This is a genomic window from Bdellovibrio sp. KM01 (assembly GCF_013752535.1).
In the GTDB taxonomy this organism is placed as follows: domain Bacteria; phylum Bdellovibrionota; class Bdellovibrionia; order Bdellovibrionales; family Bdellovibrionaceae; genus Bdellovibrio.
On record NZ_CP058348.1, the window covers coordinates 210,405 to 227,286 of the forward strand.

The following is a 16,882-nucleotide window of genomic DNA, read 5'->3' on the forward strand; positions in this document are numbered from 1 at the left end:
GTAGGGGTAAATTTGGCTGCGAAGAAAATCGTCATCGTTGATGACTATGAAGAAAGCTGCAAGCTTTTAGCGGAGATCTTAAGCTCCACTTACGAATGCAAGTATACTTCAGACAGTACTGCGGCGATGCAACTTATCAACGAGCAAAAGCCTGATCTGATTCTGCTGGATTATAAAATGCCAGGAAAATTGGGCGTCGATGTTTGCCGTGAAGTTCGCGAACAATCTGAAATCAAAAACACACCCATCATTTTCGTTTCCGGTGCGGCAACGATTGATGAACGTATTAAAGCGTTCGAAACTGGCGCTAACGATTTCATTTCCAAACCTTTCCACGTGAAAGAACTTATCCTTAGAATCAAAGCGCGCTTGGCAGAAAAAGAGCCAGAGGTTACTGCTGAATTGACGGCTGGTAACTTGCGCATGAACTTGTTGGCTCGCCAAATCTTCATCGATAACGAAGAGATTAACGTAACGCCAAAACAGTTTGATATCTTAAAGCTCTTGGTAGCTGATAAAAACAACCTGGTGACTCGCGAAAAATGTTTAAGCGAAATCTGGGGTGACTCCGATGTGACTTCACGTAACGTGGATTCACAAATCAACTACTTGAAGCGTAAAATCGCCACATTCAATGGCCGCATCGTTGCGGTTCCATCTTTGGGTTACCGTTTAGAGGCGTAAATCAAACTGACAAGTTGAAATTAAAAAGGCGGAATCACTTCCGCCTTTTTTTATTCGCAAATTCGATCTTCACTCGCTGACATTTTCAAGCAAACAAGGCCTTTTCTGCCGGCTTTGCCATCAACGCCATCGGGTACGTCACGCCCGCAGGGGGCAAAGATCGTGTCAGCCGCTGTTCCATCTCGAACGGATCCTCGTAAACCGCGCATACCCAGCATGCCAGCAATGTTGTCCCAGTTTAAAGTGAAGCCGGAGTTAGAATCGACCGTCAGTTGTAAACTTCCGGCATTGCCTCCGTCACCACCGCTTGTCCCCGCGCAACCAGGATGCACTCGCGGATCCGTTATTGCGCCATTCTTGCCCTGTCCGCCGTTTTCGCCGTTTAAAAGGACGTTAAGATTTCCGGTCGCATACTTTGCATCAATTTGAACGGCTCCGCCAGAACGGCCATTGGCTTCGCAGCCAGCCTGGGCATTAGGAGAGAAGTTTTGAATCGTTCCCCCTTCAGCAATCAATTCATCAACTTGGATAATTAAAGGATGCTCGCCGGTTGTGATGATTGCATTTTTTCGAATCGTTAAGCGGTGGGCTTTGATGGTTTCAGGCTTATCCAGCGTGCGAGCCTCGTTCCAAATCACGTTGTCGGCAGCTCCATATATTTTGACTTCAGGTGGCTTTTCATTCTTGTCTTTAACTTCTACAGCACAAGCCGCAGTAAGAAAGATCATTGGTATCATAATAAGTAGTTTCATAAAATTCTCCTTCGCGGGGGAGCTGAGTTGCAAAGGAGTTCACGAAGCTAAGAAGTGCTTTGGGCAATGTCGCAGCCGTATTCCGGATGCCTTAGGGACGACTCCTGTAATTTTAAGTGAAATCGGCGAAGTCGGTAATTTAATAACGTAAGTCTTGATTTGTTCTGATACCGTTGATTGTTTAAACTGGCAGATCACAATTCCAGAATGTTTGTAAATCATTCTGGAATTCCAAACGTACCTAAGTGGCTAAGACTATATATTCGGGTGGCAGCAATCGTGTATGTGCCGTTGATCCTTTTATGTGTACGCCTTCAAACGGAAGTTCTTCCCGATATCGGGGAGCCTTATGCCGCATTAATTGGTGTGGGTGTTCCGGCCTTGTTTTGTATTATGCCCTATTTATACGTTTCAGTTTCAAAATGCCCTAGTTGCACCAAGCACTTTTTCAAACCAAACCCCTTAGCCCCAGGTTTCGGCAGCGACGTCTCATGCAACCACTGCAAATACGAAGCTGTTGCGTAGCGCCTCTTCTTTGGGTTCACGACTCCGATAATTATGAAATAGTTTATCGAGGTCAGTAAGAATGATTGAAGGGCTAGTTTGTGGTGTGAATTAATTGACCTGAATAGTGCCTACGCGAAACCATTTGCTACTAAGCAAAATTCAGTTTGGTAGTGGGGTGCAAATGTTGAGGTTATTATTAGGTGCATTTTTGTTGTGTTCTTTTTCAAATGTAGAGGCAAGAAATTCTAGAGCCTTGGAAATTGGACCTGTTGTTTTTGAGCCCCCTAAAAAAGTTGTTCAGGAAGGCCCAATATCCATCAATCCGGGTTTCGAACGTGCTGGCGATCGCAATGAAGGTCTTGGCAACATAGCAATTGGTGCCACTGGAACTTTATCCACTGCGTGGACAATAACAGGTTCATCAACGACAGCCAAAATGAAATTTGCTGCAACAACATTGTCTGGCAGTGCAGGTTATAAAATTACTAAAGACGGTTGTAAAGGCGTAACTGTGGTCGCCGGGCAATCTTGCCCAATTGAGGTTACCTATAATTTCTCTTCCTCTGGTATGCAAAATACAGTTTTGAACACACCGTGGACAGTTGAGGATACGGAAACAAATCCCCCTACAACCTATTCAGGTACAGCGACAAAATCATATTCTGCGTATGTTGTTCCAGCAGCTCCCGAATACGAAGAAAATCCAGCAGTGCAGAATTGCCAAGGGGAATCTCCAGGATCGATTGTTCGTATAGATAGTTAATCCTTAGGAGAAGAGATAGCGATCGTGGGGACGGGACTCTTTTTATCCTATACCTCAGAGAACGCTAAAGAGTTTGTTACCACTGCTCCCAAAGCAAATCGCATAGCAAATTTTAATCCCGAGGGGATGTCAATTTCTGTGCTTCATTACTATGATCGTGTGAAGCTGCGAATATTCGAAGGAGTCGGTACATCTCGCTTCGCCAAGTACATAAATCTTGAAGGTCAACGAGTCGTTGCAAGTTCTAATGCTGATGAGCTTTACTATTTCGATTCGAATGGTCGACATATGACTACGCGGAATGCTCTTACCGGTGCAATTTTGCGAACTTTCAATTATTCCAATAACAAACTTTCTTCAATTGTTGATGCTTATGGAAATACAACGAAATTAAATAGAAGTTCCACGGGTGTTCTTACTTCCGTCACTGCGCCATTCGGTCAAATCACTACTGTTACGACGACTGCTGCAGGTCTGATTTCTTCAGTTAAAAATCCTATGGGTCAAACTTATACTTTGGCTTATAAAAGCGGAACAGAGCTTCTCGAAAAATTCACTAAACCCGGTGGCCAATATTCTACATTCAGTTATGATGTTAACGGCAAATTGACCAAAGATGCAGCGATTGCTGGCAATCGCTGGGATTTACTGCTCACATTGATGTCAGATCAAAGAACAATTGATAAAAGTTCTGCTCTTGCAAGAAAAGACACTTACTATTTTTGGGGAGAAAAAGGAGACTCTCATCGTTATGTCGATTATGCCTCAGGCGCGTGGTCAGATAGCGTTTCTCTATATAATAACGGTGGAAGTGTTTATAATGAGGAAGGAATCTCGGAAGAGGTTCGTTCCTTCCCCGATGCTCGGCTTGATGTCTTGTCTGATACTCCCATATATCATATAAAACAGTGGCGTGATGAAGAAACTAATAGTCTTCCTTATGTCATGACAACATTTCATAGAACGATTAGTGGAAGCTATGCCTTATTTGGTTTCGGAGCCATAACTGATTCTGCAAAAATCAATGATCGGACTATTTCTACGGATGTCTACACAGCTAATACCAAAACATTTCTGAAGACTTCTAATCAAGGTGCGACATCGACAAAAGTAATTGATCAGTTCGGTAAAGTCTCGCTGCTTAAAATTGGTAACGACACGCCATGGACTTACAATTATGATGGATTTGGACGGTTGTGGTCTAAGTCTCAGGGGGCTTATAACACGGAACAGTACGTTTATAATACTAATGGATACCTCCAAAGCGTAACAAATGCCCGGAACGAAGTTACTTCATATTCTTATGATCTTGCTGGAAGATTAACGCAGATTAAACTTCCGGATAATCGTTTAATTGGTATGACGTACGATGCAAATGGAAACAAGACGGGTATCATCCCTCCGTCAAAACCTCTGCACAAGTTTGTATTTAATGCGATGGAACTTATGAGTTCTTATCAGCCACCAGCTCTTACTGGTGTTACAGTTAAAGATACAACATATACGTACAATCAAGATAAACAGCTGACGCAGATTACTCGTCCCGATGCCAGAACTGTGAAATATATATATGACGCAAACATGGGCCGTATTGATCAAGTCCAGGTTGCACGCGGAAGTGATAATTATTTTTATAGAGACTGGTCCGATCGCATTGGGCAAATTGATTCTGCCGATGGAATACGCTCGGTTTACAGATACTTCGGAAAATCATTACGAACAGAGGAGCAACGACTAGCATCGAACGACGCACTTTTGGCGTCGGTTCAATATCTTTATGATAATGAATTCCGAGTTTCTGCTCGTGTGGTTAAGGGGAGTGGTTACACTTCAACGATCGGTATCACCTATAATGGAGACAGTGTCCCAACAAAAATTGGTAATATGACGTTGGCCTACAGTTATCCTTCAGGTCGTCTGGCGACGACTGCTTTGGATCGAATTACGGATTCCCGTACCTACGATGCACTCGGTAATTTGAAAAGTTACACTGCTATTTATACCCCACCAACTGGTGCCGCAACAACTTTGTATGCGTACTCTTTGACCAGAGATGCCGCGAGCAGAATTACGGGAAAGACTGAAACAATTGGTGGCGTGACGTCAACATACGTTTACAAATACGACGTCGCCGGCAGGCTAATCTCGGTAACAAAAGATGGAGCAACTAACAGTACTTTTAGTTATGATTCCAACGGTAATAAAACTAGCGGTACAATTAATGGTGTAGCGTTCACAGCGACCTATGATGATCAAGATCGTATCGCGAAGTGGAATTCAGCTGTCTACACACACAACGCTAATGGCGATAACACCGGAATTCAAGATGGCACTATTGCCAATACGTACACATATGATGCTTATAGCAGACTTTTGGCCTCGGTTGTTTCATCAAGTAACTACAAATACCAATACGATGGCAAAGGACGTCAGGTCAGAGTTTATTCAGGCACAACGGGCGCGACAGTTATGCGAAGAATCTATGAAGATGATCTTCGAATCGCTGCCGAATACAACGATGCGGGTGTGGTTTCAAAGGAATACGTTTACGGAACGAGTGTTAACTCACCAGACTACGTAATTATATCGGGTGTTAGATATAGATTTATCAAAGACCATTTGGGATCGCCTCGTTTAATTGTAAAGTCAACGGACGGAACAATCGCACAACGAATGGATTACAGCGTTTTTGGTCAAGTTACTATCAATACGAAGCCGGGTTTCCAAGCGTACGGATTTGGCGGTGGCCTGTTGATTAGTTCGGTTGGACTTACAAAGTTCGGTGCGCGATGGTATGATGCTAATTCAGGAAGATGGACCTCTAAAGATCCGGTTCGATTTGATGGCGGGGATATGAATCTTTATGGTTATGTAATTAACGATCCAATTAACCTAATTGATCCCACCGGATTAAAGTTTAACCCGCAGTCTGACGCCATCAACGAGGTATTGGCGGAGAGAATTCCCGAAGCGGCAAATTACTGGTTTTATGAGCGACCATGTGAGAAGAAGCGGGAGAAGCAGAGGTCGGCAGAAGAGTGGGATGCTTCAAACCCCATTAGAAGTACGCCAGTTAAACGCGTCTTGCCGCCGCCATTCGATCCCGTGCCAACTGTTGAATCGCCTAAAATGTGTAATGGAGTGAAATGTGGATAGAACGAAAATTTTATTGAAATGGATTATTCATATTACCAGAGCTGTGTTTTTCCTGGGGCTTTTACTGAATACATTCTCGCTAATAACTTATATTGTTCAGTTATTTGAAGATTTTAATCAGAATGAACATCTATATAAGACCATTTACACAATTTTGATCATTGCTCAAAATTTAATTCTTATAAAAGCATTATCCCATTCGCTGAAGATTGGAAGATTCTGGAATATTGATCGTAAAATTTCGGTTTCCTCAGTTCGGAGTGTCGCGAGGTGTCTTATGATTTTGATTTTCGTACAAGTCGTGAGTATTATTCTTCGATTCGTAACAAATATTGTCTACCAAAGGCCTTCTGATAACTACCTTACGGGAGATCATTGGTCCGCACCCGTGGTGGGTCATGTAGAACATAACATTAAGATAATATCCTTGATTTCTGATTTTATGGACCCCAGCCCTACTGGCTTAGGCGCGCTAATTTTGGCGTTATGTATGTTAATAGTTGCAGATCATCTAGATGGCGCGTTGGCGAGATGAATAAGAAATGTAAAAAAGGCGGAATCACTTCCGCCATTTTCTTACTTAACCAGGTTCTTTGCGTCTTTTTGGGCTTCGATAACTGCTTTGTGGAATTTATCGAAGGCCTCGGGGTTTACTTTGTAAATCGCTAAAGAGTGCTGGAACTAGTGCGGTCATCTGTGGAGCCGCGACAGCCGTGGCAATTACAGTAGTCAATATTTATGATGACAATGATCCTGTACAAGAGGCCATTGATAAACTTAAAAAGGACACGGAGGAGTAATGATGAAAACTATTTATCATAGTAAGCTGTTGGTTGCTGGAATGATTCTCATATCTCTTGCTCTGGTGTTGAGCGCTTGGATCGAGAGTAATTTAACTTATAAATTGGTACATTTATGTCTCGCCTCAGCATTTCTGTTTTTTTCGATATATTCACTTCGGTTTCCCGCTGTAAAAATTGAGGGCAATGCGATACACGTACGACAGTTTTTTTGCGTTGGATTTAAAACAGTGAATAGGTCCAATTTTTTTTTCATGCGAAAAAATTGGGAAATCGAGGCTTTCTATTTATGGTCCTGACGGCAGTCAAATCTTGAAGCTGGGAATATTTAGCGAGTATGATCTTGATCAAATAATCGAGGCTCTAAAATTGTCTACTCATCATTAAAAAAAGGCGTTCCCGATCATACATGGAGGCCCCTTGGAGTTTAGAAGAAAGAAATCTATTATTGTGATCATTATTGCTATTTTTGTGTTGGGAATGGTCATTTTTTTATGCAGAGATAAAATCTCCGAGATGGTTAACGATCGGGTGACGCCGTTGCAGGCTAGATAGCGGAATATATAATTAAAAAGGCGGAAGTGATTCCGCCTTTTTCTTATTTAACCAGGTTCTTTGCTTCCTTCTGAGCTTCGATAACTGCTTTGTGAAATTTTTCGAAGACCTCGGGGTTTACTTTGTAAATTGCCAAGGAGTGCTGGAACAAGTGAGTGTTGATTTCTGGATGCTCGTCGATGTTTTTCTTAACTCGTTTTAGCAAATCCGGATCTTGAGTTAACTTCTTAGAGAAATTTTCCATAAACGCTTCGTCTTGGAATTTTTCGTAGCTGGTGAAGCCGTGATCCTTTAGCTGCAGATCTTCGATGATGCCGTCACGGCCTTCTTTGATTTGCTTGTCGATCTCGACCACATATTCAGGGAATTGATACGTTTTTGCGGAATTTACAGCAGTCAAAAGTTTCATCGTGATTTCAGCACTTTTTTCAAGGCTGACTTGGCGAGGATTGCCGTCTTTATCCAGCAATAACAAGTTATTAAAAACATCCTCTGGAGATTCAGCATGCGCCGGAGGAGCCTCACTTAACGTCTTCATCACTTCTGCAGAAGAAATCAAAACCTCATAGCGCAGGCTGTTTTGCAATGCCTCTTTCGTGTCGAATGTAAGAACTTGTTCCTGCAAAGCCTTCAGGCGCATTTTATCGTCTTTTTTAAGTTTGCGGTGGTTCATGGCTTTCAATGTTTCCAGAGATTGCTCAAGCCAATTTGTGCCCATCATGTTTAGTAAGATCGGACCTTTACACTGAGCCACCATCAAAGAAACGCGCGCCAAGGCTTGCGCGTCTTTCATATTGCCGCTGTTGCGAACTTGTTTGTTGGTGATTTTGAAAACTTCATTCGCATCGTTCCAGTTGGCAACTGTCAAACCACTTGCGGAGTAAGCATTGCAACCTTGAATCGACAGATCAGACAGTTTCAAAAAGCTTTTTGCTGTTTGAGCGTTGCTGGAGGATTTTTTCATCACAGCTAACTGAGAGAAAAATTGGCGACTTCCCTGAGAAGGGATAATGATTTTATCCTGCTCAGGCAGCATCGAATTTAATTTTCCGGCAATCTCAATAAGGGATTTGCTGGTTTGTGGAGCCGTCAGATCTTTCTTTTGTGGAGAAAGAGTAATCGCTGTCGTCGCCTCGGGAGTAGGCGAGGCCGCAGGGGATGGGCTTTCGGTTGGTGAGGCTGCTAGTGCCAGGGAAACAAGTAGATGAAGCATAACCCTCCTAGAGTTTCATTTTTCGAGCGGTCTTTGTGAGCTTCTGTACGGCCCACAGGATATCTTTATCGTAGGCGAACACGCGATCAACATCTTTCAAATCAATCCATGCGACTCCACGATGATAGTCTGCATCCTGAACGGCTCGCACTTCGTGCCATGGCTCATTCAAGGTTGCGAGGTAAAACACTGTGTCGCACGGTTGATTTTTTCCATTCCACGTGAAGTCATATTTTCTTCTGAATTCAGTCTCGGGAAATACTTTGATCTGATAATCAGTTTCTTCTTTGGCTTCACGCATAGCTGTGGTGGCTGCATTTTCACCTGGATCGATCATTCCGCCTGGCAAAAAGAAGTATTTCTTTTTCGAAACCGGATCTTCCGCATGAAATCCTAAAATTTTATTTTTATAAACCACGATAGCGGAAGCTCGGTGGCGATAAACTTTTTCGGATTTCAATTGTTTCTGTTCATCGCGGCGAATTTGAAAAAATGCAGAGATCAACTCAGAACATTCTTTTTCCAGAACCCCTGCCGTGACCTGCACCTGATGATTTAATCGTGCATCTGATAAAACTTCATACAGGCTTTCAACCGCGCCACCTTTAGCGTCCTTAGCGGCGTAAACCACACGGCCCACTCGAGCCTGTTGAATCGCGCCAGCGCACATCACACAAGGTTCAAGTGTGACATACAATGTGCAGTCTTCTAAACGCCAGGATTGAAGTTTTTTAGCGGCTCTGTGCAAACACAAAAGTTCTGCGTGGCCCAGGGGAGTATGAAGTGTTTCGCGAACATTCGCGGCTTTGGAAAGAAGTTCCCCGGTCGGAGAAACAAGAACAGCACCGATTGGTACTTCGCCGTTTTTACCAGCTTTGTGCGCAAGTTCTAAAGCCTTGCGCATCCATTTTATATCTTGCTCAGCATTCTTAATCATTAAGGGTATTTTAGATCGCCCTCATAGAAAAGCTCAATCCAATTATTTTTTTTCGTGAATTGGTGCCATCTCCAATCCCAGAAAAAGACTGCTTTGCCCGTAAGGATTCTGTACTGCAGATCAAAATCAGCGTTAGCCATGAAATAAAATGCAGTGCTTTCGGCAAAATCGTCATAGGGATTTGTGGCAGCGTAAGTGGTTACAAAGTTTGTTCGGTCGAATTGCAAGTAGAAGTCATGCATTTCACTCAGCTGTAATTTGGTTCTGCCTTCGCAGTAATAAAAGCAAAGCCTGCTCCATAGCGGAAACATATTCTGATCATTTGGCTCATAGCCATTTTTCCAGCTGAGTGATGACCACGAGTCCATCTCTGGCAGGAATTTTTTTTGAAGCGCGTAGTACTCTTCAGTTGTTGTTGGTTTTGCCGAGCAGTCTTCTCCCGGAGCGCAGTAAAAGCGATTCGCTCCATTGGCGAAATCCAAAATATGACCAAACTCATGAGTAACCACGTACTGCATAATTTGCAGCGGGGATTTGCCACGAATTGAAACTTGCGGGCCGTCTTTGCTGACTTGGTAGCGGGGTAATTCGCTGCCAAAAATCTTTTGTTCCTTCCAGCCAAGAACCGCATCGGCTTCTAATCCAGATTCAACAAGGCTTCGGCTGATTGCCATGAATGAAGTGCCTTGACCAGAGCCGGCCATCGCAAGCGAATCCATTTTATCTACGACAAAAATATACGGCAAAGAGCAGAAGACTCTTTGAAGTGGTTTTTGAAGAAGGTCATAAAGATGCTCCAGATTTTCGATCGCCTTTTGGTTTTTTTCACCGCAGACGTCGTCATGCTGTAGGTCCGCTACACTGCAGGTAATCTGTGAAATACGAGCTCTGCAATCCTCTTGGCCGACCCATGCTGTGAGTGTTTTAGGGGCATTTTTAAGGGCCGGAGGGGTTCCGATCACGAAATCGGGTGCAAGATAGGTCGCCCAAGGCAGTGTGTTCGCCGTTGAAGAGCCGTGAGCTGATGCCGCACCCGAGAGCAATAATACTAATAATATTAGGTAGATAGATTTCATGGCGGCACGATAGCCAGTTCCCTGGCGAATTATCAATGAAAAGGTGCCTGGCACTTTTTGCAGAAGCGTTGCGTTAAGACCTCGAGGGGTTGCCCCTCCGTTGCCTCTTTGTTATACACTCTCATTCTTATTTCTCTCTTCGACCACATTGGAAGGTAGGTGATTGTCGTGGCAATGGTTAAAATCAAAGACGGTGAGTCTTTTGAATCAGCGTTCCGTAAATTCAAAAAATCTTGCGAAAAAGCAGGTATTCTTTCTGAAGTTAAAAAACGTGAACACTTCGAAAAACCTTCTGTAAGACTTAAAAAGAAATCTATCGCAGCTCGTAAGCGCGCTGTTAAGAAATCTCGTAAAGGTTGGGGCGAATAGTTCTTTAAAAGAATTATAGTTTCTTACTCACAAGAGGCGACCCACAAAGTCGCCTTTTGTCATAATCACCATAGGGAGTTTTCATGGAAATCAGAGACAAAATCATGGCTGATGTTAAAGCCGCAATGATCGCAAAAGAATCACTTAAGCTAACAGCACTTCGTGGTCTGCAAGCTGCGATCAAAAATCGTGAAATCGATATGCGCCCAGACCCAATCACTCCGGAAGAAGTGATGAACGTCGTTAAAAAACTAGTTAAGCAACGCAAAGAATCCATCGATCAATTTCAACAAGCTGGCCGCCAAGACCTGGTTGACCAAGAATCTGCTGAATTGAAAGTTTTGGAAGTTTATTTGCCAACGCAAATGAGCCGCGAGCAAATCGAAGCTCTAGTAACAGAAGTTATCGCTGCAACTGGCGCTAAAACTGTGAAAGACATGGGCCCAGTGATGAAAGAAGTCATCGCTCGTGCCAATGGCGCCGCTGACAACAAAATCGTTAGCGAAGTAATCAAAGCGAAACTAGCCTAGTTTTTCCTCGGAAGAATTGGACCTTGCCTAAAGCCTGCGGGGACTCATGTTCAGTGAGTTCCTGAAGGTAAAACTGAACCAAACTTTGGAAGGTACATGCGTTTTTCCCAAGACTTTATTGAGAGAGTGTCAGAGGGTAATAACCTCGTCGATATCATCTCCCAATACACACAGCTAAAACAGAGTGGCAGTGGCCTGATGGGTCGTTGTCCATTTCCGGATCACGTTGAAAAAACGCCGTCCTTCTCTGTTTCAGAAGTAAAACAAGTCTATCACTGCTTTGGTTGTCACAAGAGCGGTAACTTGTTTTCGTTTCTGCGCGAATATCAGGGCATGAGTTTTCCTGAGGCTGTCGAGTACCTTGCCAACCGCGCCAGCATCCCGATTCCCGCTCCAGAAGCCCATGACCCGCAACGTGATCAAGTCGCGGATAAAAAGAAGTCGTTGTTAAAAGTAAATAAGCTCGCTGCTGATTATTTTTCAGAGCAACTTCGTCGTGTCCCTAACGACCATCCGGTTAAGAAATATATCGCCAGCCGTGGCCTGTCCCAGGAAGTGATCGACACTTTCGGTATTGGTTACGCGATTGCCGAATGGGATGGTTTAGAGCGCGTTTTACAAAGCAAGCAAGTGCCAATGGCCTTGGCTGAAGAAGCGCGCCTGGTAAAGGCCCGCAACGGCAAGCCTGGCTACTTCGATCTTTTCCGTGATCGCTTGATGTTTCCGATCTTCTCCGCCATGGGTGAGCCTATTGCGTTCGGTGGACGTTATTTAGAGAAAAAAGAGACCGAGCCCAAATACCTGAACTCTCCCGAAACGCCGGTCTTTATTAAGGGACGCGTGCTTTACGGATTGTCACAGACAGCTCGCTATATTCGTTCTGAAGACCAAGCCCTTATTGTAGAGGGATATATGGATCTAGTGTCTCTTTACCAAGCGGGCATTAGAAACTCTGTGGCGACCATGGGAACGGCTTTGACTCCAGAGCACGGCAAGATGCTAAAGCGTATGACTCGCAACGTGGTGGCGCTGTTTGATGGTGACTCCGCAGGGATGGAAGCGGCTGAGCGCAGTCTTCCGATCCTGTTGGCAGCTGATTTGTATCCAAAAGGGCTCACGTTACCAAATAACATGGACCCTGATGATTACGTGAAGAAGTACGGTGCCGAGGCCTTAAAGGTCGAATTGGATCGTGCGCCTGATTTGTTTGTCTTGATCCTGAATCGTTGGATGGAGGGTTACCGTGGTGATGCTCCAGAAAAGGTTAAGCTTGCGGATAAATTGAAGCCGATGTTTGAGATTATTCCCGATCAGCGTTTGCGGGATTTGTACTTGGCTGAGGCCGCGCAAAAGATGGCAGTGACCCTGCCATGGCTTCGTCAGGCTGTAGGATTGCAAAGCAGTGGCCCTGTATATTCGCAAAACCGTAGCAATTTCTCTAGGACGGTGCAGCCAAATCAGAACTCGTCACAAGCTAACCCAGCAGTGGGTCCACAAGCGTCTGACTCTGTAGAAGGTGGCAAAATCACCCTCAAAGGAGCCTCAAAAGCGGAAGCAATGCTATTAGGATTGGTACTCAAAAGTCGTGCCAGTTTCGAGCAGTTTGTGAATGAAAATGTGCTGGCAAGTATTGCTCACCCGGGAGTGAAAAAGATCCTGGAAAAAGCAACTGATGTGTATAGACAAGACTTAAATAAGTTTGATAAATTGACCAGTCTCCTTGTCTCCTATGTAGATCAACCCGAATTATTATTCTTAGAGGCACCAGCCAGTGAAGGTGACCCCGGGTTTGATGAAGAAGCTGAGGCGAAGCTTCTGCGCGATTGCTTTAAGCGCGTGCGCGACAATTTCTTGCGCGATCAAGCAAAGCAATTGGCTCTGGAACTAAAGTCCGAGCCAAGCTCCGAAAAGTTGGAACAGATTATGAAGGCACACAGAGATCGACTATCTCTGAATAAAGGATAAAGGCGGGTCATTGATGAAACAGAACCTACCAAACAAACAAGAGAAAGAGCCCGTAAAGGTTCTTTCTTTGCAGGAACAGGAAGCTCTGGTTAAAGAAGAAATCCAGAAATTCCTGAAGCTTGCGAAGGAAAAGGGTGCGTTGACGATCGAAGAGATCAACGACCTTCTTCCACCTGAAATCATTGCCCCAGCTGCATTGGACCAGTTCATGCATGGCCTAGAGGCCGCGGGTGTAGTTATTTCAGACTTGTCTGAAACTTCGAAAGAAGAAGAGGGTGAAGGCAACTTCCTGGAAAGCCCTGATTCTGAGGACGAAGAAGTAGATGAAGAAGAAAAAGCAGAAAGCGAAGACGTTAAGGGTAACGACCCCGTTCGCTTGTATTTGCGTAAAATGGGTTCCGTATCTCTACTAACTCGTGAGGGTGAAGTTGAGATTGCTCGTCGTATTGAAAAAGGGGAACGTGAAATCGTTCGTGCGATCCTTTTGTCACCTCTAGGTACCTACGAGATCATTCAACTTGGTAAGCGTCTTGATGAAGGCCGTATCAAAGTTAAATCGATCTTCCGTGGTCTTGAGGATGAAGAAACTCAATACGATGAAAAGGAATACATCGATAAAATTCACGAATTGATCGGTAAAGTTACGGAATACCAAAAGGCAGCCGTAAAACAATTCGAAGTTCTTCGCCGAGAAGAAACAAACACGCCAGCCCGTCAGGCCGCAATGAAAGAACTTGTTGCGATGAATGACACGTTGATGGCGGTGTTCGAATCTGTGAACTTTAACCGTAAAACGATCAACCGTGTTGTGATCAAGTTCAAAAACTTGGTGAACCGTATCGGAACTCTTCGTCGTCGTATCAAAGACGGTGTAGAGCGTACGTTCTCTAAAGACGTTGCTTCCATGAGCGAGCGTATGAAGCTTGTTGAAAGCAATGAAAAAGAACTGACACGCATGACTCGTGATACAGGTCTTAACTATCAAAAATTCAGATCTTATGTGTTGCAAGCTCAAGAAGCAGAAGTCCGTATTAAACGTTTGGACTCTGAAACTGAGATGAATCACACATGGGTTAAGGAAACATACACAGCTATCTGGAAAGGTGAGCGTGAGGCCGATGCAGCGAAATCTGAATTGGTTGAAGCGAATCTACGTCTAGTTGTATCTATCGCTAAGAAGTATACAAACCGCGGTCTTCAATTCTTGGATTTGATCCAGGAAGGTAACATCGGTTTGATGAAAGCGGTTGATAAGTTCGAATATCGTCGTGGTTACAAATTCTCGACATATGCGACTTGGTGGATCCGTCAGGCGATCACTCGTGCTATTGCCGATCAGGCGCGTACGATCCGTATCCCTGTTCACATGATTGAAACTATCAATAAGCTTGTTCGTACATCTCGTTACTTGATCCAAGAGCTTGGCCGTGAACCAACTCCGGAAGAGATCGCAGATAAAATGGACATGCCGGTAGATAAAGTTCGTAAAGTTCTTAAAATCGCAAAAGAACCAATCTCTTTGGAAACTCCAGTGGGTGAAGAAGAAGATTCGCACTTGGGCGACTTTATCGAGGACAAAAAGGTTATCAATCCTGCAGAGGCGATTGTTAACTTGAACTTGGCTGAACAAACACGCCGAGTTCTTGCGACTTTGACTCCGAGAGAAGAAAAAGTTCTTCGTATGCGTTTCGGTATCGGTGAAGAAGCTGACCATACTTTGGAAGAAGTAGGTCAAGACTTCAACGTTACCCGTGAGCGTATCCGTCAGATCGAGGCGAAAGCTCTTCGTAAGCTTCGTCATCCTTCTCGCAGCAATAAACTGAAGTCTTTCGTAGACGGATAGTTTAAATTCTAAATAATTAGAAAATTAAAGGGCTCCCAGCGGGAGCCCTTTTTTTATGTCTAAATGTCTTTAAAAGCCCGCTGTTGCGCTTGAACTCAACAGCCCCTATCTAATCATTGGTTTCAGATTCAGTGGCGTAAAGGGGAGGGGTGATCTTGCCGGTTTCTAGTTCAGAAAGAACGGCGCGGAAGTGTGAGCGCAGGATTTCGTTTTCTGCATTTGTGTAGCAGAACAAAAATGTCAGCTGCATTTGCTCGGTTGGAGAAAGTTTAAATAATGTCCAAACCAGTGGCAAAGTGGGAAAAGTAAAATTCCTTTTCTTGTCGAACACCAACTTCACAAAAGTTTTTGAAACTTTAAGATGATTCGCGCAGTGCTGAAGTGAAAAGCTGGCTTTCTTTTCTTTGGCTGCTTTGTACTTGAATTGCAAAAAATCACGATAGTCTGAATACGCAGTTATCTCTGAACTCATACTCTAAGGATACCGAACAGCATGCAGTTTAGAATGTTAAACATCAGTGACCAACCAAATACTGTACTCACTATGATTACGGACGAACAATTTTTTTCAGCAAAGTTTACTGACAGTGAACGATTGTTTCGTTATCTGCCGGTATATAGAGTGCAGTTGGGTCTGTTTCCAAGAACAAAAAATAAGTTATAAATGCGCCGTAAAAGCAGGTACGTGAAACCAGTCATCGTCTTTACCATTCATGTATCTTAAAGGCGCAGCCATGGCTTCTTTGAAGTCGACATCATCTAACGCTGGAATAGAAATGGAGACATAGTCTCCGCCGATTTCTGGTATGTTGCCGATGGAAAATAATCGCACTCCGCAAGATTTGCAGAACATGTGATGATTAGAATATGGTGCCATCTGGTCACCAATTTTGAAATTTTGGATTCCAGATTTTGAGTAATCAGATAGGCTTTCGTCCCCCGTGAGCAATTTGAATTGGTCGGGGGTCGTCTGAGTACTCCAGTTACGAACCTTCGTGCAAAAGCTGCAGTTGCATCGGCCCGTGCCTTTTGAGAAATCCAAATTCGCTGTGAAACGAACTTTCCGACAATGACAACTTCCCTGATAAGTCTTGGTCGACATAAATCCTCCGTGCTGGTGGAGGTTATTCTTGCGTACAAAATTGAGTTTGTATATCGTTCTAGGCTCCTAATACAGGTGAAGTTCAGTGAAGCTGTTTTATTGCAGCCATTCTGGCGCTGTCCCGCAACGGTGACCTTTTTAAAGGAAGTCCGATCCCTGATAGGAGCTAACACCACTCCGACGAAGTCGGAGTGAATACAATCCCGCGGAGGAACCCATGGATCTTGAACTTCGAAAGAGTTCATCGCGCACGCGCGTCTTTAAAACTGTCTTTCCTGGAGAGACAAATCATTACAACACTCTATACGGTGGCTTGGCCTTGAATTGGATGGATGAAATTGCCTTCATTGCGGCAACCCGTTTTTCCAGGCAACGCTATGTCACTGTAAGCAGTGACCGAGTGAACTTTAATGTTCCGATTCCAGCAGGAACAATTGTTGAGCTTGATGCATATGTCAGTAGAATAGGTAAGAGCAGTCTGGAAGTGACGGTCGACACATATTGTGAAGACATGTACAGCGATAAGCGAACCAAATCGATGACCGGTGTATTTACTTTGGTGGCCATTGACGAGAATCGCAATTCGACACCGATTAGATTTCCGGAGATTTAGTAGCAAATGGGGGCACT

Annotated in this window: 14 protein-coding genes; 8 read left to right on the forward strand and 6 right to left on the reverse strand. The window is 44.1% G+C overall.

The genetic code is table 11. From position 1 onward, the window contains the following. The first annotated feature begins 12 nt into the window (after positions 1-12). Positions 13-684 (forward strand): response regulator transcription factor, encoded by a 672-nt coding sequence (locus HW988_RS01050; RefSeq protein ID WP_255490142.1) that lies wholly within the window; start codon positions 13-15, stop codon positions 682-684. Between the two features lie 50 nt (positions 685-734). Here the strand turns inward: HW988_RS01050 and HW988_RS01055 are convergent, their stop codons facing one another. Further along, a complete protein-coding gene (locus HW988_RS01055) occupies positions 735-1,436 on the reverse strand; it encodes a hypothetical protein (RefSeq protein WP_181605846.1) in 702 nt (233 codons plus the stop codon). 688 nt (positions 1,437-2,124) lie between these two features. Between HW988_RS01055 and HW988_RS01065 the strand changes: the two genes are divergently transcribed. Together HW988_RS01065 and HW988_RS01070 are read left to right on the forward strand one after the other, a co-directional pair. Then, positions 2,125-2,706 (forward strand): hypothetical protein, encoded by a 582-nt coding sequence (locus HW988_RS01065; RefSeq protein ID WP_181605848.1) that lies wholly within the window; start codon positions 2,125-2,127, stop codon positions 2,704-2,706. 24 nt (positions 2,707-2,730) lie between these two features. Beyond that, complete coding sequence (locus tag HW988_RS01070) at positions 2,731-5,862, forward strand: RHS repeat domain-containing protein (RefSeq protein WP_181605849.1); 3,132 nt, start codon at positions 2,731-2,733, stop codon at positions 5,860-5,862. 1,398 nt (positions 5,863-7,260) lie between these two features. Here HW988_RS01070 and HW988_RS01075 read toward each other — a convergent pair. Genes HW988_RS01075 through HW988_RS01085 form a run of 3 tightly spaced genes read right to left on the reverse strand, consistent with a single transcriptional unit; the run spans position 7,261 to position 10,443 of the window. Continuing rightward, positions 7,261-8,430: a hypothetical protein gene (locus tag HW988_RS01075; protein ID WP_181605850.1), complete on the reverse strand. Its 1,170-nt coding sequence runs from the start codon at positions 8,428-8,430 to the stop codon at positions 7,261-7,263. 7 nt (positions 8,431-8,437) lie between these two features. Then, on the reverse strand, positions 8,438-9,367 hold the full coding sequence (tadA, locus tag HW988_RS01080) for a tRNA adenosine(34) deaminase TadA (protein WP_181605851.1): 930 nt from the start codon (positions 9,365-9,367) through the stop codon (positions 8,438-8,440). Continuing rightward, the gene (locus tag HW988_RS01085) at positions 9,367-10,443 is read right to left on the reverse strand and encodes a hypothetical protein (RefSeq protein ID WP_181605852.1); all 1,077 of its coding nucleotides are present in this window, start codon (positions 10,441-10,443) and stop codon (positions 9,367-9,369) included. Before HW988_RS01085 ends, tadA begins: the two co-directional genes overlap by 1 nt. A 168-nt stretch (positions 10,444-10,611) precedes the next feature. Here HW988_RS01085 and rpsU point away from each other — a divergent pair, with 168 nt between their 5' ends. The 4 genes from rpsU to rpoD all read left to right on the forward strand — a co-directional run bounded on the left by rpsU (position 10,612) and on the right by rpoD (position 15,150). Continuing rightward, the gene (rpsU, locus tag HW988_RS01090; RefSeq protein ID WP_088617237.1) at positions 10,612-10,812 is read left to right on the forward strand and encodes a 30S ribosomal protein S21; all 201 of its coding nucleotides are present in this window, start codon (positions 10,612-10,614) and stop codon (positions 10,810-10,812) included. Between the two features lie 83 nt (positions 10,813-10,895). Beyond that, complete coding sequence (locus HW988_RS01095; RefSeq protein ID WP_181605853.1) at positions 10,896-11,342, forward strand: GatB/YqeY domain-containing protein; 447 nt, start codon at positions 10,896-10,898, stop codon at positions 11,340-11,342. A 96-nt stretch (positions 11,343-11,438) separates the two neighbouring features. Continuing rightward, positions 11,439-13,307: a DNA primase gene (dnaG, locus tag HW988_RS01100; RefSeq protein ID WP_181605854.1), complete on the forward strand. Its 1,869-nt coding sequence runs from the start codon at positions 11,439-11,441 to the stop codon at positions 13,305-13,307. Positions 13,308-13,320: 13 nt separating this feature from the next. Further along, positions 13,321-15,150: an RNA polymerase sigma factor RpoD gene (rpoD, locus tag HW988_RS01105; protein ID WP_181605855.1), complete on the forward strand. Its 1,830-nt coding sequence runs from the start codon at positions 13,321-13,323 to the stop codon at positions 15,148-15,150. A gap of 109 nt (positions 15,151-15,259) precedes the next feature. On the opposite strand, the gene HW988_RS01110 is transcribed toward rpoD, so the two are convergent. Together HW988_RS01110 and HW988_RS01115 are read right to left on the reverse strand one after the other, a co-directional pair. Continuing rightward, on the reverse strand, positions 15,260-15,622 hold the full coding sequence (locus tag HW988_RS01110; protein WP_181605856.1) for a hypothetical protein: 363 nt from the start codon (positions 15,620-15,622) through the stop codon (positions 15,260-15,262). Between the two features lie 186 nt (positions 15,623-15,808). Continuing rightward, a complete protein-coding gene (locus HW988_RS01115) occupies positions 15,809-16,252 on the reverse strand; it encodes a GFA family protein (RefSeq protein ID WP_181605857.1) in 444 nt (147 codons plus the stop codon). A gap of 217 nt (positions 16,253-16,469) precedes the next feature. Here HW988_RS01115 and HW988_RS01120 point away from each other — a divergent pair, with 217 nt between their 5' ends. Beyond that, entirely contained in the window at positions 16,470-16,865 is a 396-nt protein-coding gene (locus HW988_RS01120; RefSeq protein WP_181605858.1) for an acyl-CoA thioesterase, read from the forward strand. The last annotated feature ends 17 nt before the right edge of the window (positions 16,866-16,882 follow it).